21 protein-coding genes are annotated in these 24823 nt (G+C 56.2%); 6 read left to right on the forward strand and 15 right to left on the reverse strand.

Annotated elements, in window-relative coordinates; genetic code table 11:
* Positions 1 to 12 precede the first annotated feature (12 nt).
* The 4 genes from OU997_RS19305 to ttcA form a co-directional block, all read right to left on the reverse strand.
* Positions 13 to 627, reverse strand: coding sequence for a C40 family peptidase (locus tag OU997_RS19305; RefSeq protein ID WP_108487549.1), 615 nt, complete (start codon positions 625 to 627; stop codon positions 13 to 15).
* A gap of 76 nt (positions 628 to 703) precedes the next feature.
* Positions 704 to 1468: an NAD-dependent deacylase gene (locus OU997_RS19310; RefSeq protein ID WP_371920648.1), complete on the reverse strand. Its 765-nt coding sequence runs from the start codon at positions 1466 to 1468 to the stop codon at positions 704 to 706.
* Between the two features lie 86 nt (positions 1469 to 1554).
* Complete coding sequence (locus tag OU997_RS19315) at positions 1555 to 2226, reverse strand: DNA-3-methyladenine glycosylase I (RefSeq protein WP_267808114.1); 672 nt, start codon at positions 2224 to 2226, stop codon at positions 1555 to 1557.
* Between the two features lie 31 nt (positions 2227 to 2257).
* Positions 2258 to 3082 (reverse strand): tRNA 2-thiocytidine(32) synthetase TtcA, encoded by an 825-nt coding sequence (gene ttcA / locus OU997_RS19320; protein ID WP_257778575.1) that lies wholly within the window; start codon positions 3080 to 3082, stop codon positions 2258 to 2260.
* Between the two features lie 97 nt (positions 3083 to 3179).
* Here ttcA and OU997_RS19325 point away from each other — a divergent pair, with 97 nt between their 5' ends.
* From OU997_RS19325 to OU997_RS19335, 3 genes are all read left to right on the forward strand, one after another.
* The gene (locus OU997_RS19325; protein ID WP_108487511.1) at positions 3180 to 3782 is read left to right on the forward strand and encodes a DNA-J related domain-containing protein; all 603 of its coding nucleotides are present in this window, start codon (positions 3180 to 3182) and stop codon (positions 3780 to 3782) included.
* 158 nt (positions 3783 to 3940) lie between these two features.
* Positions 3941 to 4540 carry a Yip1 family protein gene (locus tag OU997_RS19330; RefSeq protein WP_108487512.1) on the forward strand — a complete coding sequence of 200 codons (600 nt, stop codon included), beginning with the start codon at positions 3941 to 3943 and terminating at the stop codon, positions 4538 to 4540.
* A 114-nt stretch (positions 4541 to 4654) separates the two neighbouring features.
* Positions 4655 to 5149: a SprT family zinc-dependent metalloprotease gene (locus OU997_RS19335; RefSeq protein WP_267808117.1), complete on the forward strand. Its 495-nt coding sequence runs from the start codon at positions 4655 to 4657 to the stop codon at positions 5147 to 5149.
* A 12-nt stretch (positions 5150 to 5161) separates the two neighbouring features.
* Here the strand turns inward: OU997_RS19335 and trhA are convergent, their stop codons facing one another.
* The 5 genes from trhA to OU997_RS19360 form a co-directional block, all read right to left on the reverse strand.
* Complete coding sequence (gene trhA, locus OU997_RS19340) at positions 5162 to 5779, reverse strand: PAQR family membrane homeostasis protein TrhA (RefSeq protein WP_267808118.1); 618 nt, start codon at positions 5777 to 5779, stop codon at positions 5162 to 5164.
* A 131-nt stretch (positions 5780 to 5910) separates the two neighbouring features.
* Complete coding sequence (locus tag OU997_RS19345; RefSeq protein ID WP_267808120.1) at positions 5911 to 7092, reverse strand: CaiB/BaiF CoA transferase family protein; 1182 nt, start codon at positions 7090 to 7092, stop codon at positions 5911 to 5913.
* 90 nt (positions 7093 to 7182) lie between these two features.
* The gene (locus OU997_RS19350; RefSeq protein ID WP_108487519.1) at positions 7183 to 8820 is read right to left on the reverse strand and encodes an AMP-binding protein; all 1638 of its coding nucleotides are present in this window, start codon (positions 8818 to 8820) and stop codon (positions 7183 to 7185) included.
* Between the two features lie 110 nt (positions 8821 to 8930).
* Entirely contained in the window at positions 8931 to 10070 is a 1140-nt protein-coding gene (locus OU997_RS19355; protein ID WP_108487521.1) for an acyl-CoA dehydrogenase family protein, read from the reverse strand.
* 181 nt (positions 10071 to 10251) lie between these two features.
* Entirely contained in the window at positions 10252 to 11574 is a 1323-nt protein-coding gene (locus OU997_RS19360; protein WP_267808123.1) for a dicarboxylate/amino acid:cation symporter, read from the reverse strand.
* Between the two features lie 367 nt (positions 11575 to 11941).
* Between OU997_RS19360 and OU997_RS19365 the strand changes: the two genes are divergently transcribed.
* Positions 11942 to 12940, forward strand: coding sequence for an AraC family transcriptional regulator (locus tag OU997_RS19365; RefSeq protein ID WP_267808125.1), 999 nt, complete (start codon positions 11942 to 11944; stop codon positions 12938 to 12940).
* A 284-nt stretch (positions 12941 to 13224) separates the two neighbouring features.
* Here the strand turns inward: OU997_RS19365 and OU997_RS19370 are convergent, their stop codons facing one another.
* Positions 13225 to 15231 (reverse strand): methyl-accepting chemotaxis protein, encoded by a 2007-nt coding sequence (locus OU997_RS19370; RefSeq protein ID WP_108487526.1) that lies wholly within the window; start codon positions 15229 to 15231, stop codon positions 13225 to 13227.
* 533 nt (positions 15232 to 15764) lie between these two features.
* On the opposite strand from OU997_RS19370, the gene OU997_RS19375 reads away from it, so the two are divergent.
* Positions 15765 to 16436, forward strand: a complete 672-nt coding sequence (locus OU997_RS19375) for a substrate-binding periplasmic protein (protein WP_256582983.1) — start codon at positions 15765 to 15767, stop codon at positions 16434 to 16436.
* 43 nt (positions 16437 to 16479) lie between these two features.
* Here OU997_RS19375 and tssA read toward each other — a convergent pair whose 3' ends face one another.
* The 5 genes from tssA to OU997_RS19400 are packed head-to-tail and all read right to left on the reverse strand — an operon-like array spanning position 16480 to position 23997.
* The gene (tssA, locus tag OU997_RS19380; protein ID WP_267808129.1) at positions 16480 to 17544 is read right to left on the reverse strand and encodes a type VI secretion system protein TssA; all 1065 of its coding nucleotides are present in this window, start codon (positions 17542 to 17544) and stop codon (positions 16480 to 16482) included.
* A complete protein-coding gene (locus OU997_RS19385) occupies positions 17541 to 21353 on the reverse strand; it encodes a type VI secretion system protein (RefSeq protein WP_267808130.1) in 3813 nt (1270 codons plus the stop codon). Before OU997_RS19385 ends, tssA begins: the two co-directional genes overlap by 4 nt.
* Positions 21350 to 22120, reverse strand: a complete 771-nt coding sequence (locus tag OU997_RS19390; RefSeq protein WP_420713215.1) for a DotU family type IV/VI secretion system protein — start codon at positions 22118 to 22120, stop codon at positions 21350 to 21352. The genes OU997_RS19385 and OU997_RS19390 overlap by 4 nt, the downstream gene beginning before the upstream one ends.
* A 27-nt stretch (positions 22121 to 22147) precedes the next feature.
* Positions 22148 to 23473 carry a type VI secretion system baseplate subunit TssK gene (gene tssK, locus OU997_RS19395; RefSeq protein ID WP_267808132.1) on the reverse strand — a complete coding sequence of 442 codons (1326 nt, stop codon included), beginning with the start codon at positions 23471 to 23473 and terminating at the stop codon, positions 22148 to 22150.
* Positions 23474 to 23526: 53 nt separating this feature from the next.
* Positions 23527 to 23997, reverse strand: a complete 471-nt coding sequence (locus tag OU997_RS19400) for a type VI secretion protein (RefSeq protein WP_267808134.1) — start codon at positions 23995 to 23997, stop codon at positions 23527 to 23529.
* Positions 23998 to 24205: 208 nt separating this feature from the next.
* On the opposite strand from OU997_RS19400, the gene tssB reads away from it, so the two are divergent.
* On the forward strand, positions 24206 to 24817 hold the full coding sequence (tssB, locus tag OU997_RS19405; RefSeq protein WP_267808136.1) for a type VI secretion system contractile sheath small subunit: 612 nt from the start codon (positions 24206 to 24208) through the stop codon (positions 24815 to 24817).
* Positions 24818 to 24823 lie beyond the last annotated feature (6 nt).

The following is a 24823-nucleotide window of genomic DNA, read 5'->3' on the forward strand; positions in this document are numbered from 1 at the left end:
TCGTCCACAGGCTCAGGGGTGACGCACCAGGTTATCGCCGGGTGCCATGGCCAATGCACGCTTGGCCTCGATGAAAGTGCGCTTCCAATAACGGTCTTCCAGGCTGTCGACCCGCACACCGCCGCTGCGGCTGCTGCTGGAGTGGATGAACTGGTTGTCACCCATGTAGATGCCGGCATGACTGACGCGATTTCGCCCACTGGTACTGAAGAACAGCAGATCGCCCGGTTTCAACTCGTCACGTGATACCAGCGGAGCATCAATATTGATCATGTCCCGCGAAGAGCGCGGCAACTGCATGCCCGCTTCTTCTTTGAACAAATAACCAATAAAACCGCTGCAGTCGAAACCGGAACTGACCGAGACACCACCAAAGCGATAACGCGTCCCTACTAGTGACAGACCATGGGACAGGATGCTGTCAGCCAGCTGTGGCAGTTTGTAGGATTTTTCTTCGGTGAAATCGCCGAGAGCGGCTTCTTTGGCTTGTTCATCAAAGCCGGCCAGATCTGTTGAAGAGAAGACTTCGGGCTCACTACTCAATACGGATTGAGGTGCGTGGTTGGCACAAGCGGCCAGAACCATGGAAAGTGCGAGAGGCACGAGGGGTGCGAGGCGTTTGAGCATGGGCACGACCGTGTCGATGAATTTCACAAGTAAACGACTATGCCCTCTATGGCATACATTTGCAAATTCTATGGATCTAAATGTGACTCAGAAGTGCCGGTAAAACATCTAACGCCCGCCCTTGTAGATGCACGTCCACCCGCTCGCTCAAGTCGGTGCGCTGCGGGTTGATCTCCACGGTGAAGCCGCCCGCCTGGCGGGTGCGCAGCAGCGGCTCGACGATATACGGAAAGCTCGCACTGGTGCCGATACTGATCACCACTTCAAAGCCTTTGCGCACTTCGGCATAGAGTGTGGTGATGGCCTGCTCAGGCAGCATTTCTTCGAACAACACCACCGGCGGACGCAGCACCCCGGCGCATTGCCGGCATTTGGGTGGCAGCGGCCGTTCAAGGTGCTCCGCCAGTTCGGCGTCGACAGCGCCGCAGGACTGGCAATACAGCGGCGCCAGCTCACCATGAATCTCGATAACCCGCTCCATCGGGCTACCTGCAGCGCGGTGGTAGCCGTCGATATTTTGGGTCAACAACCAGCACTGCGGTTTTCTGCGCTGCAGCTCGGCAATCGCGTGATGCCCTGCATTGGCTTGCGCGCCCAGGCAGGCCCTGCCCAGCTCCGCCAGGTATTTCCAGCACAACGCAGGATCACGCTGCAGCATCGAACCGGAGAGTGCCGCCTCAATCGGCAAACCTTCCGCTGTGTGGCCGTTATACAGACCGCCGAGGCCGCGATAGGTGGGCAAACCGGAATCGGCAGACAGCCCGGCACCGGTAATCAGCAAGATGCGATCAGCCGCTACGACTGCCTGGGCAACGCGGGCAATAACCTCGTCCATCTCGATCCCTCATGCATAGACAGCGCTCTTTTCGTCCCCTGCAACAGCGCCATGGCGGATGGAAACGCCTCATCCACCCTACACCTACCTGCTCAGTGATTGACCGTATGTGCCAGCATTACCGACAGCTGACACAACGGCCGCCCGCTTTGAGCCTGCCACTGGTTGAACGCAGCCTGCACTGCAGCCAGCTCTTTCAAGCTGGTCGGTGCCTTGTCGATGATCTGCTGCGCCTTCAGCGCTGCGACCACATCATCGGTCGGGACGAAGGTGTCCTTGCCGACCATGCGCAAAAAACGCGGTGCTGACAGCCCGCCCAACTGACAACCGTGCTTGGCCAGGTACTTCCACAACCCGACCACATCGCTCACCGGCCAGTCGGCGATCAGCGCACCAAAACTGCCCTTATCTTTTTGCACATCAAGAATAAACTGGGCGTTGCGCGGCACACTCTTGAGCTTGCCCAGGTGGCGAATGATGCGCGCGTCCTGCATCAGGTTTTCCAGGCGCTCAGCACCCATCAGCACGACTTTCTCCGGGTCGAACCCGAAGAACACCTGCTCGAAGGCCGGCCATTTGGCGTCCACCAGACTGTGCTTGAGGCCAGCGCGGAAGATCCGCAGGCTGAGCACCGACAGGTAGCGATCATCAGTGATCGCACGCAACTCCTCGATGCTGCGCGGCTGCGGCAGGATCGACTCCAGCGCTGCGGCCGAGCCAAAGCGGTTCAGGCAGTATTCGTTAAGCCATTTGTAATCGCGCATCAAGCAATCCTTGAGCCGGGAAACCGCTGGATCAGAGGTTCATCACATCGAGGAAACGCGGCGTGGCGCTGTCGTCGATCTTCAGGCTCTTAAAGTCGAACAGGTTGCGGTCAGCCAGCTGCGAGGGCACCACGTTCTGCAGGGCGCGGAACATGATCTCGGTGCGCCCCGGCGACTTGCGCTCCCAGTCCTGCAGCATTTCCTTGACCACCTGGCGCTGCAGGTTTTCCTGGGAACCACACAGGTTGCACGGAATGATCGGGAATTCCTTGAGCTGGCTGTAAGCCTCGATATCGCTCTCGCTGCAGTAGGCCAGCGGCCGAATCACCACGTTGCGGCCGTCATCGGCGCGCAACTTGGGCGGCATGGCCTTCAACGTACCGCCATAAAACATATTGAGGAAGAAGGTTTCCAGGATGTCGTCTCGGTGATGCCCCAAGGCCATCTTGGTCGCGCCGATCTCATCGGCAAAGGTGTACAGGGTGCCGCGACGCAGGCGTGAACACAGCGAACAGGTGGTTTTGCCTTCCGGAATTTTCTCCTTGACCACCGAGTAGGTGTCCTTCTCGACGATGTGGTACGGCACGCCGATGGACTCCAGATAGGCCGGCAGCACGTGCTCAGGAAAACCCGGCTGCTTCTGGTCCATGTTCACCGCAACAATCTCGAACTTAATTGGCGCGACTTTTTGCAGGTGCAGCAGCACATCGAGCATGGTGTAGCTGTCTTTGCCGCCGGACAGGCAGACCATGACCTTGTCGCCATCCTCGATCATGTTGAAGTCGGCAATGGCTTCGCCAGCCTGACGACGCAGGCGTTTTTGCAGTTTGTTCTGGTTGACCGAGAGGGTACCCATGGTGCGCTGGAATCCGGAAGTCGTTGAGGATGCGGCATTTTACGCAGAAAGCGTGACGCGCCCTACCCCACCGTGACGGAAATGCTAGGCTCGGCCGATGAACGACGATTTCGACACCAGCTTCGAGCTGCCCGAACAACTGCATGAGCTGCTGCGCACGGCCCCTGGCGGACTGGGCGAGTACCAGTTGATCCAACTGCTGAAAGCCCGCCAGTGCACGCATATCCCTAACCAGCCCCTGACGGACAAATTGGTGCTGTTTCGCACTCATTTTCTCCTGTTCAACGCCCTCTATCGCCTGCGCGACCAGCTCTTGGCCAGCCAGAGCGGCTACCTGCAGATCAGTGCGCTGAAGATCCAGCTGCTGCCCTATCAGCCCGGCAGCTGCGAACTGAGCGAACACGACCCGCTGCGCGACTATTACCTCAATCTTAGCCAGCTCAACGACACCGATGAACAGGATGTGGCCAACCTGCTGCTGAGCTTCTGGACGCGCATGCACGGCAGCGAAGAGAAACAGGCGGCACTGGAGCTGTTCGAGCTCGAAGGCCGCGAGCAGACGCTCAATCTCGCCACAATCAAACACCGCTACCGGCAACTGGTGAGTCAGCATCACCCGGATCGCGGCGGCAGCACAGCGCGCCTGCAGTCGATCAACAAGGCCATGGAAATCCTAGAACGCTATTACGGCCGCACTTGAGAGCACGATTTGCTCTAACCCAACCCCTTTGCCAATGCTTTTGGCTGCCTATACTGCGACATACGGTCGCACAGGTTTGGTACAGCACCTGACACCGCTGCACATGCGGCTCAGGCGTTCTACTGGGGGACGGCCGCTATAACAACAGGAGGTCTGACATGATCCATCATGTTTTGGGGCTGTTTACCCATCCCGATCAGGAATGGCAGGAAATTCGTGGCGAAGAAGAAACCATCAGCCACATGTACCTCACGCACATCCTGGTTCTCGCGGCCATACCCACCGTCTCTGCCTATATCGGCACCACCCAGGTTGGCTGGGCCATTGGTGATCGAGCACCGGTGATGCTGACCGAAGCGAGCGCGCTGCAAATGACCATCATGACTTACCTGGCGATGCTGGCTGGCGTAGCCGTGATGGGGGGGTTTATCCACTGGATGGCACGTACCTACGATGCCAGCCCTAACCTCACACAATGCGTGGTCTTCGCGGCCTACACCGCCACCCCCTTGTTTATCGGTGGATTGGCAGCGCTTTACCCGCACCTCTGGTTGGCCATGGTAGTGGGCACGGCGGCCATCTGTTACACGGTGTACCTGCTGTATGTCGGCATACCGACCTTTATGGGCATCCCCGAGGATGAAGGCTTTATGTTCTCCAGCTCGGTGCTGGCTGTAGGCCTGGTGGTGCTGGTGGCGATGATTGCCGCCTCGGTAATTCTCTGGGGCTTTGGAGTAGGACCGGTCTACACCAGCTAATACAACAGCTAATGACACAAGACGAAACCACCCGCGGGTGGTTTCGTCGTTTCAGGGCTGTGATCGCTGCGCGGCTTGGGCATAATCGCTGCCCCAGCCGCGATAGCCGCACTTATGCCCGAACACCTCCTAAGCCGCGTAGAACACTGCTACCAACAGGCTGAAGCCTTTTTCAAGCGCCCCTTTGCCCGCGCCGAGATCAGCTTCAAGCTGCGTGGACAAAAGGCCGGCGTTGCGCACCTGACGGAAAACAAGCTGCGCTTCAACCCGCAGCTGTACCGGGAGAACCGCGAAGATTTTCTCAGGCAGACCGTTCCCCATGAAGTGGCACACCTGATCGCCCATCAGCTGTTCGGACTGAAGATTCAACCCCACGGCGAGGAATGGCAACTGATCATGCGCGGCGTGTATGAACTGCCGCCCAACCGCTGCCACAGTTATGCGGTACAGCGGCGCACGGTCAGCCGCTATATCTACCGTTGCCGTTGCCCGCAGGGGGAGTTCCCGTTTTCCGCCCAGCGCCATGCCCTGGTCAGCAAGGGCCGGCGCTACTACTGCAGACGTTGCAAGGTGACCTTGAGCTATACCGGCGAACAGCGCGTCGAATAACCCCCTGGGCAATCAAAGAACGTAACGCTGCACCGCGACAAAGTGCATCAGACTGCCGCCCATGACGAACAGATGCCAGATGCCATGCCAGTGACGAAAGCGGCTGTCATAGGCGAAAAAGACGATCCCCACCGTGTACAGCATCCCGCCGCCGGCCAGCCAGATAAACCCCTCCATACCCAACGCAGCAATCAGCGGCTTGACCGCGATCAGCACAATCCAGCCCATCACCGCGTAGATCACAATCGACAGCACCCGCGCCTCAGAACGCGGCTTGATCTCCTGCAGCATGCCAATGACTGCTAGCACCCAGACAATGCCAAACAGCGTCCAGCCCCAGGCACCTTCGAGGGTCACCAGGCAGAACGGCGTATAGCTGCCGGCAATCAACAGATAGATCGACAGGTGATCGAGCTTGCGCATCAGCACTTTCGCCCGGCCCTGCACACTGTGGTAGAGCGTGGATATGCTGTAGAGCAGCACCAGCGTCAGACCATAGATTGCCACGCTGATGATCTTGCGCAACTCGCCATCCAGGCTCGCCAGCACTAATAGCCACACCGCCCCGGCGCAGGCCAGCACCGCGCCGAGCAGATGAGTCCAGGCATTGAAACGTTCGCCGTGATACATATTTTCCGACCCCAATACGCCCGTAGGCAAAATGCCCCAGGCTTATGCCGGAAAAATCAGCGTTTTACGAGCAACCTTTCAATCGGCACGAGCAAACCACACACCAGTTGACTTGAAACGTGTGCGCAAACTCAAACGACGACCTTGGCCGCCCTGAGCTGGTCAATCTGCTCAACGGTGTAGCCCAGCTCTCCCAGCACTTCGCTGGTGTGCGCACCCAAAGTTGCGCCGATATGTCGAGGTTCAGACAAGCCGCTGGAAAACTTGATCGGGCAGGCAATCTGCGCCTGCGGCTTATTGCCCGCACGCGGCACCTCGGTGACCAGACCGCGGGCTTTGATCTGCGGGTGTTCGACCGCCTCGCTGAGATTGAGCATCGGCTCCACGCAAGCGTCAAGCCCGGCGAACACCTGACTCCACTCGGCAAAGTCGCGTTTCTCGAACTCGGTTTCGATCTCGTGCTTGAGCGCCTGCTGATCTTCCGGCTTCTGCGACAGCCCGCGCGCGGCCAGTTCAGGGCGGCCAATTGCGGCGCAGAACTGCTGCATGAATTGAGGCTCCAGACTGCCAACCGAGAACCAGCGAGCATCGCGGGTGCGGTAGTAATCGTAGAAACTACCGCCGTTCAGCGCCTGGGTTTCCATCGCCGGCTCCACCCCAGCTGCCAGATACCCTGCGCCGGCCATACCGTGCAGGCTGAAGGCGCAGTCGGTCATGCTGATATCCACCTGCTGGCCCAGCCCCGTGGCCTGGCGTTGAATCACCGCCGCGAGCAGGCCGATCACCCCGTGCAGTGAACCACCTGCAATATCCGCCGCCTGAATCCCCAGCGGCAGCGGCCCGGCTTCACGGCGCCCGGTGTAGCTGGCGATACCGGCCAGGGCCAGGTAGTTGATGTCGTGGCCGGCGCGGTCCTTGTACGGGCCGCTCTGGCCGTAACCGGTGATCGACACATAAATCAGTTTCGGGTTAATCGCTTTCAATGCCTCATAGCCTACGCCGAGCTTATCCATCACCCCGGGGCGGAACTGCTCCAGAACGATGTCGTATTCGGCTACCAGCTGTTTGACCATCTCCACCGCTTCAGGCTTTTTCAGGTCGAGGGCGATGCAGCGCTTGTTGCGGTTAAGGTAAGCATGACTGGCCGATACGCCGCCGTCATGCGGCGGCAGCACACGCACCAGATCCATACGGCTCGGCGATTCGACACGCAGTACTTCAGCCCCCATGTCAGCCAGCAATAAAGAGGCAAACGGCCCTGGCAACAGGGTGGAAAAATCCAGCACTTTCAATGACGACAGCGGGCCTTGCATAACAGCTCCTCAGGGAACTCAATCCCGTAGCCCGGATGCAATCCGGGGAATATCAACAAATTCCCGGATTGCATCCGGGCTACCCAGCGCTCACTGCCAATGCAGTGGCTGCCTGGCATCCAGTGCCGCCAGCTGATCGGCGAAGCGCGCTTCCAGTACGTTACGGCGAATCTTCATGGTCGGGGTCATGCAACCGTTGTCTACGGTCCAGGCTTCGCGCACCAGTACAAAGTGACTGACCCGTTCATGCGCCTGCAACTGCGCATTGAGCTGTTGCAAGGTCTGCTGCAAATCCGCCGTGATCTGCTCACGCGGTTGCTCACGCGCGGCGGGCGAGAGTTCAATCAACGCCAGCGGCTGGTCGAGATTACTGCCCATCAGGCACACCTGCTCAACCCACAGATTTTTGGCAATCTCGCCCTCAATCGGCGCCGGGGCGATGTACTTGCCCTTGCTGGTCTTGAAGATGTCCTTCACCCTCCCGGTGATTTTCAGGTAACCGGTCGCGTCGACCTCGCCCTTGTCGCCGGTGTGCAGCCAGCCGTCGGTGATGGTTTCTGCGGTTTTCTCCGGATCCAGGTAATAGCCCAGCATCAGGCTGGGGCAACGCAGGAGAATTTCGCCATTCTCGGCGATACGCAGCTCATTACCCGGCATCGGTCGGCCCACCGTGCCAAAACGCACTTGCCCGGGACGATTGAAGCAACCATAGGCCAGGTGCTCGGTCATGCCGTAGCCCTCGCAGAGGGTCATGCCGATGCTTTGGTACCAGTCGAGCAACGCTCGTGGTATCGCCGCCGCACCACTGACCAGAATGCGTGCGCGGTCCAGCCCAAGCCCCTTGCGAATCTTGCGCGCCACCAGACCGCCGAGCAGCGGGATGCGTAGCAATCGCGCCAGCTTGGCCTGCGGCAGTTTTTCCAGCACACCCTGCTGAAAGCGCGTCCAAAGACGGGGCACGGAGAAGAACACCGTTGGCCGTACACGCTTGAGGTCGCTGGCAAAGGTTTCCAGGGATTCGACAAAGGCCACCCGAGCGCCACTGAACAGGCTGTTCATCTCCACCAGAAAGCGCTCGGCGGCATGCGACAGTGGCAGATAGGAGAAGAACTGATCCTGTTCGGTGATCTGCAGCTCCTTCACCGAACGCCCGCCGGCAACCGCAAAGGCCTTGGCCGAGAGCATTACGCCCTTGGGTTGGCCAGTCGTGCCGGAGGTATAAAGGATACTCAGTAACTCATCCGGCGACTGTGCGTGGCCATCATGCAAGGGCTGATGCGCCGCCAGCAAGGCATGCCAGCCATGGTTGGCATCGATAGTCGGGTATGGCATGGCGATGCGCATTACCTCGGCCGGGATACCCGGCGCGAGCTTGGCCGGCTCATCCAGCTTGCCGAGGAAGATCACCTTGCACTGCGAATGACGCAGCACGTAGTCGATGCTCTCGGCCGATTGCAGCGGGTACAACGGCACGCTGATCAGCCCGGCGAGCATGATCGCCAGGTCGGCGATAAACCACTCGGCGCAGTTCTTCGCCAGCAGTGCTACGCGATCCCCCGGCACGCAACCCAGAGCGTGCAGAGCGCTGGCCATGCGCCGCGCCTGGTCATCGACCTGCGCCCAGGTAAAGTCATGCCATTGGCCGTTGGCCGGCTGGCTGAGCCAGACCGCATCCGGGCGTTTCTCGACCCAGAGCGCGAAACGCTCCAGGGGCAGTTGCTCGTTCATCGCATTCCCTCGTTTTTATTGTTTTCCAAGCATCACCCCTGATGCTCGGATTGCCTGTTGTAACAGACAACCACCACGCAGGGTCAAGATCGCCTGGCAGGGCCAGCGCATTACAGTTTCATTCCGCGGCTGATGATCTCTTTCATAATTTCCGAGGTGCCGGCGAAGATGCGCTGAATGCGCGCGTTTGCGTACATCTTGCAGATCGGGTATTCCCACATGTAACCCCAACCACCATGCAGCTGCACGCCTTCATCGACCACCTTGCACAGCAGTTCAGTGGTAAACAGCTTGGCTTCGGCAGCCACTTCCGGGGTGAGTTTCTTCTGGTTATGGTCCATTACACAGCGATCGACGAACACCTGCGCCACATCGATTTGTGTGCGCATTTCCGCCAGTTTGAAGCGGGTGTTCTGGAAGTGTGACACCGGTCGGCCGAAGGCCTGACGCTCCTTCACATAATCGATAGTGGTCTGCAGCGCGGCTTCGGCACCAGCGACAGCGCCGCAGGCGTTGGTCAGACGCTCCTGGGCCAGCATGTTCATCAAATAGAAGAAGCCGCCCTTGGCGTCACCCAGCAGGTTGGCCTTGGGTACCTTGACGTTATTGAAGAACAGCTCAGCAGTGTCCTGGCTCTTCATGCCAAGTTTTTCCAGGTTTTTGCCGCGCTCGAAACCTTCCATCCCGCGCTCGACCAGGAACAGGCCCATGGCGTGCTTGTTATTTGGATCGGTCTTGGCCGCGACGATCACCACATCGGCCAACAAACCGTTGGAGATAAACACCTTGGACCCGTTGAGCAGGTAGTGATCCCCCTGATCCACCGCGCTGGTACGCATGCCGGCCAGGTCGGAACCGGCGCTCGGTTCGGTCATCGCCACCGCGAGAATCAGCTCGCCGCGGATGATGCCCGGCATAAAGCGCGCCTTCTGCTCGGCATTGCCGTACTCGGCGATGTAGGGGCCGCAAAGTGCCGAATGCAGCGGAATCATGAAACCTGGCTCGTTAATCTTGGCCAGTTCTTCACACATGATCTGCTCATAGCGGAAGTCCTTGAGGCCCGAGCCGCCGTATTCCTCATCTGCCCAGGGCAGCAGAAAGCCCATGTCACCCGCCTTCTTCCACACTTCGCGGCTGACCACTCCCGCCGCTTCCCACTCATCCTGATAGGGCACCACTTCCTTTTTCAGAAAGGCGGCAAAAGCGTCGCGAAACATCGTGTGTTCGGTATCGAAAATAAGGCGCTGCATGCGAATGTGCTCCCTGGGGAATTGAAGTCGTGCTGCAGGTTAGGCCTCCCCCTGGCGCGCCTCAATGACCCATGCGCTCAGCCTGGATTGACCCATTCGGTCATCTCGCTGAAAGAGCGCCACGGTTTACAGGGCATAAAAAAGCCCGCCAAAAGGCGGGCTGAATTGCACCATTAAACTATCAGCTCAGTTCGGGCTTGGCCGTTACTGGCACAGGATTTTCCTTGCCACCGCTGGCCAGCTCGCGCTGCAGGGTGTCTTCGTCCAGCTCCTTGCACCACTTGGCGACCACGATAGTCGCCACGCCGTTACCAATCAGGTTGGTCAGCGCGCGAGCTTCGGACATGAAACGGTCGATCCCGAGAATCAGCGCCAAGCCGGCAACCGGCAGATGACCCACTGCCGACAGCGTGGCCGCCAGCACGATAAAGCCGCTACCGGTAACCCCCGCCGCCCCCTTGGACGCCACCAGCAACACCAGCAACAGGGTGATCTGATGGCCGATGTCCATCGGCGTATCGGTGGCCTGGGCGATAAACACCGCCGCCATGGTCAGGTAGATCGAGGTGCCGTCGAGGTTGAACGAGTAACCGGTCGGGATTACCAGGCCGACCACAGACTTCTTCGCGCCAAGCTTTTCCATTTTGTCGAGCATGCGCGGCAGCGCCGACTCGGACGACGAGGTGCCGAGCACGATCATCAGCTCTTCGCGGATGTACTTGATGAACTTGAGGATGCTGAAGCCATGGGCGCGGGCGATACCACCGAGCACCACCAGAATGAAAAACACGCAGGTGATATAGAAGCAGATCATCAGCTGGCCCAGCTGCACCAGCGACCCAACGCCGTACTGGCCGATAGTGAAGGCCATGGCGCCGAAGGCACCGATGGGCGCAAGCTTCATGATCATATTGATGATGCCGAACATCACTTGGGCGATACGCTCGATAAACTCCAGCACCGGGCGGCCGTAGTCACCCATGTGCTGCAGGGCGAAGGCGAAGATCACCGAGAAGAACAACACCTGAAGGATATCGCCATTGGCGAAGGCACCGACCACGGTGGCCGGGATCACATTAAGCAGAAAGCCGATTGTGCTCTGCTGCGCGCCTGCCTGGGCATAGGCGGCAATCTTGCTGGCATCCAGGGTGCTGGCATCGATGTGCATACCCACGCCCGGCTCCGCCAGATTGACCACAATCAATCCGATCAGCAGGGCAATGGTGGAGACGATTTCGAAATACAACAGCGCATAACCGCCGGTCTTACCGACTGTTTTCATGTCCTGCATGCCGGCGATGCCGCTGACCACGGTGCAGAAGATGATGGGCGCGATGACCATCTTGATCAGCTTGACGAAGCCGTCACCCAGGGGCTTGAGGGCAACACCGGTTTCCGGGTAGAAGTGGCCGAGCAAAATACCGATGGTGATGGCAACCAGCACCTGAACATAGAGCATTTTGTAGAACGGTTGACGGGCAACGTCGAGCGTCGTAGCGGTCATGGCAGAGTTCCTCAGCGGTGTTGCGGCGCATCATCCATCGACACCCGCAGCACCCTAATAAGCACTAACCCCCCTTGGCTGAGGGGACTTGTTGTAGGTGCGTCCAGCGCAGCCTTACATCGCCTATCGCAAGCCTTGTGCCATTTCTTTAAAACAATAAAAATCCTTATAAATCATATATATAAAAAACAAACCTGGAAATCTTAGGCATGATCTGGCGGATTTCCGCACGCCCCATCCATCGCCGTTGGCGGATATCCCCCAACGGGTGGGTAGCGCACCTGTCGCGATCAAACCGAAGGGCCTGCTTGTTACACAGGCTGTCGCATGTCTACCATCGGCCCGCCTTCTTTAATGAGCGACCCCCATGCGCGAACGCACCATCGCCAGCCATTTTGTCCGTGCTGCCTTACGCGGCGCCGAACGCCAGGGCCACGACTGCACACCGCTGCTGCGCCAACTGGGGATTCAACCCGCCCTGCTCGATGAACCGCGCGCGCGAGTCGCCCCAGAGCAGTTCGCCCGCCTGGTGCAGCTGCTGTGGGAAAGCCTTGACGACGAATACCTGGGCTTTGGCCGCATGCGCAGTAAGCGCGGCACCTTCGCCATGATGTGTTACGCGATCATCCACTGCCATTCGCTGGAAAAAGCCCTGGGCCGCGGCGCGCTGTTCTACAGCCTGTTCCCCGAAGCCCCGGCCATCAGCATCCAGCGCGAAGGCGACTGGGCGCGGCTGAGTGTGGATGACTCGACCCTGTGGGACCCGGATCATTTCCTGGTGGAAAGCCTGTTGGTGATCTGGCATCGCCTTGGCAGCTGGCTGATTGGCCAACGCATCCGCCTGGAAGAAGCCACCTTTACCTACAGCCAACCGGCACATGCCAGCGAGTACGAACTGCTGTTCCCCAGCACCCGGCGCTTTGGTGCCGGGCGCACCAGCCTGCTGTTCCATGCCCGCTACCTGAGCATGCCGCTGCTGCAAGACGAACGCACGCTCAAGCAATTCCTCCAGCACTCTCCCGCCGACCTGCTGGCCCGCCCGGATGGCGGCGACAGCCTGATCAGCCAGATCCGCCGCCTGCTCGGCCGCGACTGCAGCAACTGGCCGGACTTAGATGCCGTCGCTCAGCAATTGCATATGAGCCCGCAAACTCTGCGTCGGCACTTACGTGAAGAGGGGTCGAGTTTTCAGGAGTTGAAGGATCATCTTCGCCGGGATTTGGCGATCTATCACCTGGGGCGCGATGAATTGACGATCCAGGATATTGCCGAGCAACTCGGTTTCTCGGAACCGTCGGCATTTCATCGTGCGTTCAAGAAATGGACAGGACTTACGCCAGGGGCATACCGGGCGCAGGAAGGCTAAGTCCAAGGGCCACGCAAAGATACGATCACTATCCCAGTGTCTGGCGAACGCCCGGCATGCACACCACCTGAGATGCCAGCAAAACAGTGTGGCGGCTGAACAATCAGGTGCCTGAGTCAAAAATGAATCAAGGCACCTGTGACTTAATCTGGACCTGCCATCACAAATCTTCGTTAGCACGAAGAACACACTCATGGCGTAAAGTCGCGTTCTCTGGCATGGACGCCCATCAATGCAACTGCGGATTAAAATTGCCGGCCAGCCCCGAAAATCAGCGCGAATATCTACCCTCTACTCATGCCCGTAAGGCGTGATGACAATGCTTGCATGGCACTGCTGACCTGATCGAGTGCCTGAGCGTCTCGTGCATTTTCTTCGCTGATACTATGAATACGAACCGCAAGCTCGTTTATTTCCTGAGTAACATGGCTCTGCTGCTGCGCAGCCACGGCGATTTGCTGAGCACGCTGTGAAATATCATCAAAACTCTGCACTGAACTCGACAACGCCGAAGCTGCGCCCTCTGCTTCAACTACCGCATGCTGAGTACGCGCCTCACCCGCTTGCATGGCCTGCACTGCCTGACGCGAAGCCTGTTGCAAGGCATTGATCATGTTGCCTATCTCATTGGCGGAAGACTGTGTTTTCCCCGCCAGCGTACGCACTTCATCAGCCACTACGGCAAAGCCACGCCCTTGCTCGCCAGCACGCGCGGCCTCAATGGCAGCATTCAATGCGAGCAGGTTTGTCTGCTCGGAAATTGCCTTTATTACATCCAGCACTGCACCAACCTGCTGGCTGTCTTTCTCCAACCGGCTGATCACCGAAGCAGCGTCAGCCATCTCCGCCGACAGCGCCTGAATCGCCGCACTATTGGAAGCAACTTTCTGCTGCCCCTGCTGCACCACCACCAATGAGCTCTGCGCTGTAGTGGCACAGTCATTGGTATTTTGAGCCACTTCATGAGCGCTGGACGACATCTCGGTAATAGCAGCTGCCAGTTGCGTATTTTCTTGCCGCTGCTGCTCCGCGCGGCCGGCCAGCGTACTGCTCAAACCGCCCAGTTGTGCAGCTTCAGCCTGCAGGTGTTCAGCCTCCTCGGCAATGCGCTGCAGCATGGTACGTAATTGCCCAGCGTAGCGGTTGACCGCATGGCGCAACGCGCCAATTTCATCTTCACGCTGCACGATAAGCGCAACATCGCGGCTGGCCGATCCACGGCCCAACGAATCAATCTGAGCGGTGGTCTCCTCCAGTTGGCCAATCAACTTACGCCCGGCTAACCAGGCCAACACCAGCACCCCTGCCAATAACGGCAGCAGAAATAGTAGGATTTCCCGGGTTAGCTCATGGGCCAGCCCAGTCACTCGATCTTGCGGGGTTGCAAGACCTATTACCCAACCGGTATCGGGCATCACGAACAAACTGATACGGCTTGCTTGATCGAGTTGCTCATCATATTGCAGATCCAGGTTTCGAATGGCCCCTGAGCTGCCACTGGCCAGCGCCTCCTGTACCGGCTTCAGCCAATTATGCTGCTGCACCAGGTCGTCGAATTTGATCATTGCACTGCCTTTGCCACCGGCCATGTTCGGGAAATGCAGAACGTTGCCTGCCTGATCAAGGGCAAAAGCATAGCCATCAGTCACTTGGCCCTGCTCGGTCAAAAATCGCGCAAGGTCATCCAGCAGCAGGTCTAAGGTAGCGACACCTGCAAATCGCCCCTCAAGCTGATAAGGCACACTACAAGTGACCATCGGGACACCCGTCACAGCATCCTGGTAAGCCTCCGACCACAGGCACTCCCCCGCCTTACTGCTGCGCGCGCCGGTATACCAGGCATCATTGTGATAACCGGGACCACTGTCAGCGTTGTAATCATCGGAATAGGCCAATCGACCATCTGCGCCACGTGCCCAGAAGAAACTTCGACGTACAACCCCGTCACTGAATGCATTTGGCTCCGGCCAAACACCTCCTCCTGCAATCGCTCTGTCACCTTGACTGTCGATCAAATTCGGCAGGCTATTGAGGTAAAGCGCCTCGTCACGCGGCAGCACCTCTGCAAGATGCGCCAGGCTGGCCGTCACACCTTCAATGCGCGCCAGTTGCAAAGCAAGTTGACGCACGATGGCGCTACCGGTCTGCTCAATCAACTCGCCACTGGCTGCAACAACACGCGGCTGCCCTCGCAACGCCATCACAGCAAAAACGGCAATTGCCGTGAGAATCAGCAGAACGATACACCCAAGGGTCAAACGTTGAGACAGTCGAACGGGAACTAGGGCCATGCCATCACTCCTGCTTGTATTAAACGTTACGTAGGGACGACCAGAACTGCTTTTAAACTGCTCCTCATTCCAACAGCAAGATCAGGCACCACATCAACCCTGTAGGCAGAACCGTACAAAGGGTGACAAAAATCAGGCAACATGCTCAATCTTTTATGAAGCGGGCTGCTGCACGGGTTACTCTCCTATCGGCTTGGCTGCGCTTGACTTTAAGCAGGCTCAAGCTTGACGCACATAGAAGGTAATCTGGATGCCATAGGCTAGCGCTGTAAACACTGAGCATTAGCTTAGTGACCCTCACGGTTTTATTTGAGCATAGCGAGTATTTCATTTACCCGTGGTATGGGCTTAAAAATCTACCCTTCAAGGCCTCAACCCCAAAGAGGATGTTTCGAGGCGATTCATCATCAGACCAAGCAGCATGAACTGGGCAGTAGTTGTTGGGGGTAAAGGTGAATAGCTGGTTCTTACGAGTCGTACTGTTGCTGATGTTTTTACCACTGACGTCACAGGCATCCACCTTGAGGTATGCCGTGACCAACGAGAGCTGGGAGCCTTACTGGATTGTTCGCGACGGGCAGGTAAGTGGCATTCTCAGTGATGTCATGCAGGCTCTCGACGCGCACCTGGACGAGACCTTCGAGGCGGACAGCCCACAACCGCCTCTACGCGCGCAAAAACACTTTCAAGAGGCCCTGGTTCTGATTGAGTGTTGCGTCAATATCGCGTGGCGCGCCTCCCCCGAGCAAGCAAAGGTTTCACTCTGGAGTGATCCACTTCTCAGCGCAGAAGAGGTGATTATTTTTCCTCGGGGACGCCAGTTCGCCTTCACCAGTCTGCAAGACCTGCAAGGGCGCACCATTTCAACAGTGAGAGGCTACGGTTATGCCGGCAACCAATACTTCACCCGTATAGACAGCCCTAACAGTATTGCCCAAGTCAATAGTGTGGCTTTAGCTCGAACAGAAGCAGGCATCATTGATCGTCTTGAACTGGCCTACCTCCTCGTCAGCCACCCAGAAATTCGAGGGCACGCTGTAAGGATTGAACAAGGGCCAGTGGTGAATCGCTCTGAGCTGCGCATTCGCCTGCACAGTTCTCGCGCCGATATGCTTAAACCCCTCAATGCAGCTATTGCCCGCATTCGAGCCGATGGAACACTGGCGAAAATCGTACTGCGCTATACGCACCCAATTAGGTCATAGATAGACATAAAAATGCCTACTGAGCATTCAACCGGGCGTGAGACTATTTCAGAACCCCAAGCAGCTTCCATAACCGCCGTGACTCAGCATCGGCACTGATCAGCTCATCCAGCAGATCACCCAGCGGTTGGTTACCCCATTCAACAGCGCGGCGAATTACGTAAGGAACCGGACTGTGAGGCTCAGTACGCGCCAGGAAATCAGCAATTAGCGAAAGCTGCCGGTAGGCCTGCTCACGGTTGAGGGGGCCGCCATTAACAACCACCGAAACGCTAACACCATTCGAATCAGCTTCCGTCACATCAGCATCGGCACTCAGATTTGGGGATAAGCCTTGGTCTGCCATGGGAACAAACTCCTCCATCTGCGTGCGGACAGTTTCCAATGTTTGACGCAATGGTCCAAGGCTGGGTGCCAGGTCCGCCAGCCAATCGTTGCACCATCGATCTAATCGTTCCAATGCCGCCAGAGAAGCTTGTATAGCTGTGTATGCCTCAACGAAGCGAGTTGCAGTGGTTTGCTTAAGAGCTGCATGAAGCTTGCGATAGTCTGCGCGAGCCTTCTCCGCAGCGGCTTTGTCCTGCTTGCTCTCCGTAACCTGTACCTGACGTTGATGTAATTGCAGCCAATCGTGCAGGGTCACAGAATCAAACTCAGCGGCCTCAATGCCGAATAATGGAACCTCAGTCATCAAGCTACTGCTGTATTGACGCGTCATCCACTCCAAAGGGAAAACACGCCATGACCGATCCCCTTCCACAGGCTGTGGATGCAGCGTATCGGGATAGCGCGCGCATAACTCAATAATCAATTCAAGCGCAGAGGCCAGACCTGCCAGCTTATAACGCTGTATCCACGCTTCTCCGAGCCAAACTGCAATCATCAAGTCTTTACTGCGATCCTTCAGTAAAGCCCCGGCAAGCTTTTCAAGTTCAGCCCAATCGGCGCGCTTAAGATCACTCTGCCAGACACCCGTGGGCAAACTCGCGTCATCCTCTCTGCGAAGCTCTCGTAAACGATCCCATTCACTTTCGTAACGCAAACTGGGCCCACAATCAGCCTCGCCTGCAATAGGCTGTAAAAATGGCTCAACGGAAAAAGCTGTCATGGCAATACCGCACCGCTAGAAAAGTGGCTGTTTGTAAAAGGCGAACTGGGTGCCACAACCGGTAGCGGCTGTATCGCAAGAGGCAGCTTACTTCCTTGGCTCAAGAGCGAAAGACGCATAAACATTTGCGCAGACTCATTCGCATCCAACGTTCCCCTTACAGGCACCTGCAAGGTCAAGGGAAAATCGGTGTAATCCATATTCGGTAGGCGTTGTGGGATCACATGGGTTCGCAGCAGGCGTAATAGTGACCAGGCCCCCTGATACTCCCAGCCAGCCTCGAGTTCATTCACAGCCATGCTCGGCTGCAGCGGATCACTAGCCGGGCGCTGGTTGCTGTCACGCGCCCACCGGAGAGCCAACTGCAAAGGATCTCCCACTAGCCAACGCAATCGTTCTCCAGAGTCACCGGGATGGCCAAGCTTCTGGCTTGCGCCGCGAATGGTCCACGCAATAACTTGATCAGCGCCTCGCTCCTCTTCCCTATCCGTTCGCCAACGAACCTCTAGTTCAACCCCGAGAACGCCCGACTTATCACGGATGAGTAAAGGCCCCAGCCAACTTCTGGCCTGCTTCATCCTTGAAAGGAAGTCTTGTGCCGCAAGACGGTTATTGGCGGGAACCAATTGCAGCCCTTTTTCAGCCGACTCCACATGGGTGTCGATCAGTTCCAAAAGATGCTTAACACGGGCAGGATCTGCATCGGAGCTTTCTAAGGAGTAGGCGAAAGGAAAACGCCCTGCCAGGTACTGGTTGAAATAACTCGTCAGCGTGTCCCAAGATTCAAAAGCACTCTGCAATTGCAATTCATGGCAGCGTGCCAGCGTCTGGTTAAGCAAGCCGTTGGCATAGCGGGAAAAATCACCCTCGCCTTGTGGCAAGCTGGCAGTCGACAGCACTTGATTACAACTGCTCAGATCAATATCAATCAGGTCACGCGTGACCAATTGCGAAAACAGCGCTGGCGCGCTGGCAGGATTCTGAGATTTATACTTAACCATCTCTTCCTGGATAGAAGCCAGCCGCGCAACCTTATCCTGGATGGCCAATGGAAGATTGCGTTGACTGCGCAGCCAATTCAACTCTTGCACTACAGCGTCGCTGCTATTACTCACCGCAACAAACTGACTATCCAAAAATGACTTCAAATCTTGGACATCTGTTGCACGATACAATTGCAGGCCTAGGTTTGGACTCCCATTCCAGTCTGAAACTTCAACTCGTTGCTTAAAGAGCGCAAGCGAGTCAATTGAACTCAGTGCCGATTCAACATTGGCCATGGCCTGCAGTGTCAACTGCATTTGTATGTCACTCGACAGGTCACTTCGACCCAACTCAGTTAGCCCTTGAATGACGTACATGGCTTGCTCACCGAATGCGCTGGTGTCATGCATACCCGCGTCGTATGTCCGTTCAGATGAACGTGTGAGCGCCGACCAAATAGCCAGAGCCGCAGTATCTCCGGCCGCCTTAAGCATTCCAGCGCGATAGTCGGGGGATATAAGAGCTAACTCTTTAGCAACGTAATCGCGATAGCTTTGTTGATAAGCCAATGCCTGAGCGATTCGCTGTTCAGTCATGACAATGGGCGAACCTCGCCTGAGTAAGGCTTCAGGATCACGAAGCGCGACAAGAGCAAAATCACGCTTGAGCAGAGAATCAATGCTGCGTGATAGATCGCTGATTGACTCTTGTAACATTAAAGTGCCGCCAGCTTGGCGTTGCAGCAAGCTTCCTCGACTTGCAGTGTGCTCAATCCACTGAGTATGAAAGTCTTGCCGTAATTTTTTAGCTTGCTGATCCAACGCGTCCGCCGTTGCAGGGCCTAACAGGCTGCTTTGCCGTACATCCTCCATAAGTGCACGGTAACCAGGCGTCAGTTCATCATTGTTACCGTGACTCCATGCAGAGTTGGTTAGCACAATCAAATCTTCGAGATAAGCGATATAGGCATTAATCTCTTCGAGTCGATTTAGCGTGATATCTCGGCCACCCTCCATATCACTTAGGTAGCGTTTTAGGTAGCCAGCAGGTTTAACAAAGTTATCGGCCAGAAAATATTGCGCTAACCAATACTTCATCAACCCCTGAAATTGATCGGCAATCTCTACACGCATCGACTCCAGATCAGGTGGAGCCAAGTTCGATGAGCTAAGGTCACGCAGTGTACGGTCGTAAAAGGCCCTGTTTCTTAAGCTGGTGGGGTCCAGGTTCAGCCCCAATGAATCGTTACCCAATTGAGCCAGCGGCTCCACCACGCCCTGTTGACCAAGTAACAAGCTGTTAAGAAGACGGTTCTCTCGCTCTAATTTCATCACGCTGTTTACCAGCATGCGTGCTTTCACAAAACTTGGCCATTGATCGGGTATTGCACCTTCAACATTCGAACGACGGTCGGTAATACGAATGGCCTCAACACGACTCAATTCATCGACTTGAAGTTGCCTGAGCGGCGTAACAACTGACCGTTTCGCCATGGCGCTGAGTAACCGATCAAGCTGATCATCAATAGAAGTGCCCCACGAAGTAGGGTATACAAGCGATGCGTAATGCCAGCGCGGTGCTTGTTGCAATAGCAACCAGAAGCTTTGAACGTTGTGTCGTGTGTAGGCCTGATTGCGCTCACTGGAGACAGTACTGATGCTTTGGTGCGTCGCATGGGTCTCTTGTAACAAGCGACTGAGCACACGTGCATCGGCAAGCCTTTCTTGCCAGACCCAAAGCATCGCCACACCCCATCCGATGCCTACAACTATTGCACTGAGCGCCACTGTCTTCTGCCATCGCTGACGTAACTGCAGAATACGCGGCACAGCTTGAGCTAACCCTTGTTCAGCTTGAAAACGCTCGATCCATAGCTGACGGGTAAATACGCCACGAAGCCCGCTCTGGTCGACAGCGCTTAGCGGGTCATCCTCTAGAGTTGCACGCGCTCCACTGAGATAGATGCCACGTAAGCGTGGTGCCTCACCTTGAGCATTACCCTGGAAAATGGGTTCTAACAGCATGCGTAGGCTGTTCTTGAGGTCGATCAATTGGTCCGGTAAGCGGTACAGATCCTCATTCAACTCGCCACGTAGAGCAGCAGACTCTAAAACAGCCGCTTGCGTGGCCTGGACCAACTGATCCGCTGCATCATCCAGCCAGTAGCTTTGCCAATTGGCATCGAGTGCATATGGTGATGACCAACCAAACGCCTGATCATGGCTATCTTCTGGCAAAACACTCAGCAACTCCTGAAACCCAGGTAGGGCTTCAAGGCCGCTGACAATCACATAAACAGGCAGGCTTAGCCCTAAGCGTTGCAACATCTCAGCAAAGCGGCGGCGCATGACCAAAACATCCGCGGCCAGTTGCTCTTCATCTTGGAGCTGAGCAAGGGGGATAACCCATATCACGCCATCTAGCGGGCGCTGACCACGCAACCGCTGCAAAATGCCCAGCAATCTGCGCCAGACGAATGTCGGTGCCGTGTTGTTGTCGTGGGGGAGAAAGATGCTTTGTGGCACCACCAATACAGCGCCGTCAGGATCAGCCCACCATCGTCCAAACCAGGATGAACGACCTACTGGGGACAGCTGCCAATCCGCACAAAGCTGAGTGCACTCACGAGGATCTCCCAGCAACATCAACCACGGAACCTGGTAACGGGATTCGATACCGTGGTCATGCTCCATTTTGCGCACAGCCGCATAAAAACTACGAATTGCAGTACCTGACTGGGTGCGCAGCCACCAGAACAACGCAATTAACAAGACAATTATCAGCAATGCGCCGAGTACGTAGAGACCAATCGATACTGCACTCATTCGAGCGAATTCTCGGTCTGTGGGGCATTGAACAAATAAAGTGCCGGGTCAAGCTCAGAGCCAATATCAAGCCATAACACATGGCCAGCAAGCGTCAACAACAGCACCAAGCCCATAACGCCGAGCATCAGTCTTAGGCCGTCAGGCAATGCACGTCTAAATGGCAAACGCATCGGCGGTGTAATGGCCGGACCTTCCAAACTGGTAATGACCCCAGACATACTTGGTTCATGTTGCCAGGCCAAGGTAAATAAGGCTTGAAGCCAGCGAGCATGCAGCGCCCGACCACGCTCACTTCGTAAAGCCCCATAAAAACCCAACAACAAACACTGCAAGTAAACGTTGGCAAGATCGCGGGTACTGGGTGAACGATTTTTAAGCAATTCATGAATGGCTTTTGGTACGCGCTCTCCAGCACTACGCGAACCATACAGCCGGGCCTCCAAAGGCCTTGACTGCCAAACACCGCGACCTTGCCAATCGTCGAACAGTAAGCGTTCATCAAGCAATGCAACAAAGGCATAGACCATGGCTTTGACTTGGCCGGGCGCGGAAGCCCCGACGCTGGCAAAGGCGTCACGCCAAAGATGACGAACCGTGCGTGTCGCGAGCTCAGCGGTCAGCTCGACCAACTTCGCTTCATCTGTCGCACTTTCTTTTATCGACTCGCGCGCATCGCACCACGTCAACCACGCTTGGCGAAACGCAAGACTTAAAGGCGCTTCACCGAAAGAAGAGGGATAAAGGTTCATGCTCCTTGCTGACATCTAAGCATCCTTGGCTGACTAGGAGAGTCAATCTGAGCTATCTGTAAAAAGAACGACCTGCCAGGGTGCAACCACTCCTGCTTGTGCAGACACGACTAAGCAGAATGGTATCTCAGGATCAAACCACTCGCCCCAAGCTTGGATAACAAATAAATGGGTGTCCTCTCCGAGGCCATAAGAGACTTGCTCTTTGCGGCTCATGGGTTGATGAGGAAGCCCCGACATTCGTTGCCGGCTCAGCGTCGCAATGTGATTTTCAGACGCAATCACAGCGTGCCCTAACCATTCTTGTGCGGCTTGTTGACCAAACCCTGCGGACATTCGTAGCCCAATCACCAAACGCTGTCGTCTTGTGGCCGTGTCAGGTAAGTGAATCGAAAAGCCTTGGTTTATGGCGATAAAGGGCAGGCAACGATAACCAACACGGACATTGTCGAGTATCTGAACAAGCCATTGAATGATCTCGTCGAAGCCTCGTTTTAATTCAAGAAAATCAAGGGGGGCAAATGCCGGCACGCCGTTGGCTAAATCAAGTGCACTCCAGGATCCGGCCATACCGGCCAGTAAGCCGTGGAGACCAAGAGGCGGAGCGACTCTCGAATTTAGCAGCGCTTCCACCTCTGGAAGACGAGCCCAAAGAGCGGCAAGTTGGCGGCGAATTTCCTCGACATCGTCAGAGTTATCCGCCAGCTGCGCCTGACGCAGGCGCCCTGCCAGGAAAATACATTTCTCTCGTCCGCGCGCGCAAAGCTCTGAAATCTCCTGTCCAATCAAAGATTCAGGAAGCACAAGCGGGCACGGTGGCGTGTAAGGCTGGCGAACAAACCCTCCACCTTCCTTACTGATTTTTAAGAGAGGCAGGCAGACAGAATCGGCACGCTCTGTTTCTGGCACCAGGCGCAGATTTGGGTGCCACACAGTAAGAGGTTCCGGGTGCTCCCCGCTGGCAAGATCAGGCATCGCCTCACCGACAACAGATCGCAAACGCCCTTGCAATGGAAGTATCTGACCACTTCGCGTCAGCGGGCTAACGGCCAGGTATACAGTGACGGTATAACCCTCCGAAGTGGCAACGGATGCAGTGATGTCTAACTCAAGCTTAGTCCCGCTACCGGGTTCCAGCCTCACAGGCAGCCCGTCAGGCAAAATCGCATCAACAGACTGTATACGCACCAAGCCGGCACAGAGCGCGACGGGGTCAACATCAAGTTGGCTTACGCCCCAGAACCAAGGATTAGTGGTTTGAGCGAAATGTGCCGCCAACATCTCGGACCGCAAAGCTTGTAACTGAAAATGTTGAGGTAATAACTGCATTCCCTCATGCCAGCAAACTGCGTCCGGCAATACCTTCATCCTACTCCCCTCAACGTCCGATGTTTAAAAAGCAAGATCTTATCCGGTCCAATCTAGCGATTCTGATCAGTCAGAAGTCGCATCTCCCTGCTGTCGAAACGAAGCCAGACTCTACCCGACTCATTGAGGCGCAAACGGTGCGCACCTGGAGTGTTATAGCCGGCAAACACTAAAAGTCCAGAAGCCTTATTCCCTGAAAAAGGGAATTCCCGAACATCACGAAACTGTCCCGGCACAAGCTCTAGACTCCAGACTGAGAATAGCTGCCGGTAATCGCGTTGGTACTGTTCACGCTCTGAAAACCATTGGCTCGCGGTGATGCCTGAAAGCAGCTTAAGCAAAGCAGGGTCTCGTATGGCAACAAAATCGACGGCGATTGGCGTGTCGTTATTGGCACGCTCAGCAACGTCTAATGTGAGGCTACTGAGGCCCACTCTCTCCGACCAAAAAGAGCAGCCACCCAGCAGCACCATCAAGCCGAACAGAAGCGCCAGTAGCGTTGGTGTCAAACGTCCTTGTGTCATCGCATCCTCACAAAAATTCGCATTTGCAAATTTATAGACCTGATCTAGCGTCTATGAAAGTTCGTTGTCACGACGAGCGCGGATGGATCGCCAAGGACGGGCACGCTGCTAAAACTGCCCCGTATCTTTCGTGGTCCTGCAAGGGAGTGCGAACACGGAGTTTGTCCGTTGCATTGCGCTCCAGGTACTGTCCCGGAGTTCGAACAACATGGCAGAAAGTACGCAGCACAAGCTGGATCGGATTCGTCCTCCACGAGTTCAAATCACCTATGACGTTGAGATTGGCAGCGCTATCGAGAAGAAAGAACTGCCTCTCGTTGTCGGAATTCTTGCAGACCTTTCGGGAAAGCCCGAACAGCCCCTTCCCAAGCTCATTGACCGTCGTTTTACCGAGATCGATCGCGATAACTTCAATGAAGTACTCGCTTCTATTTCGCCACGCAGCACCTTGCAGGTGGAGAACACGATCACGGGTGATGGCAGCAAACTCAACATCGAGTTGAATTTCAGGCACGTTGACGATTTCGACCCTGTCAACATCGTCAAGCAAATCACCCCACTGCGCCGTCTTTATGAGGCTCGCCAACGGCTGCGTGATTTGCTCACCAAGCTCGATGGAAACGACGATCTCGACAAACTCCTTCAAGACGTTGTGAGTAACACCCAAGGCTTACAAGAAATCAAAGCGACACGACCTGAAGCTCAATCGGCTTCAGCTGACAGCACCCCAAGCAGTGCCAATGCAGCTCCAAAATCTGAGCCGGAGCCAGCAACTGCTGCTGCCCCAGACGCGGATACTCCGACAGAACCGCAGGCCTAAAATCCA

Source organism: Pseudomonas sp. SL4(2022), from assembly GCF_026625725.1.
GTDB lineage: Bacteria > Pseudomonadota > Gammaproteobacteria > Pseudomonadales > Pseudomonadaceae > Aquipseudomonas.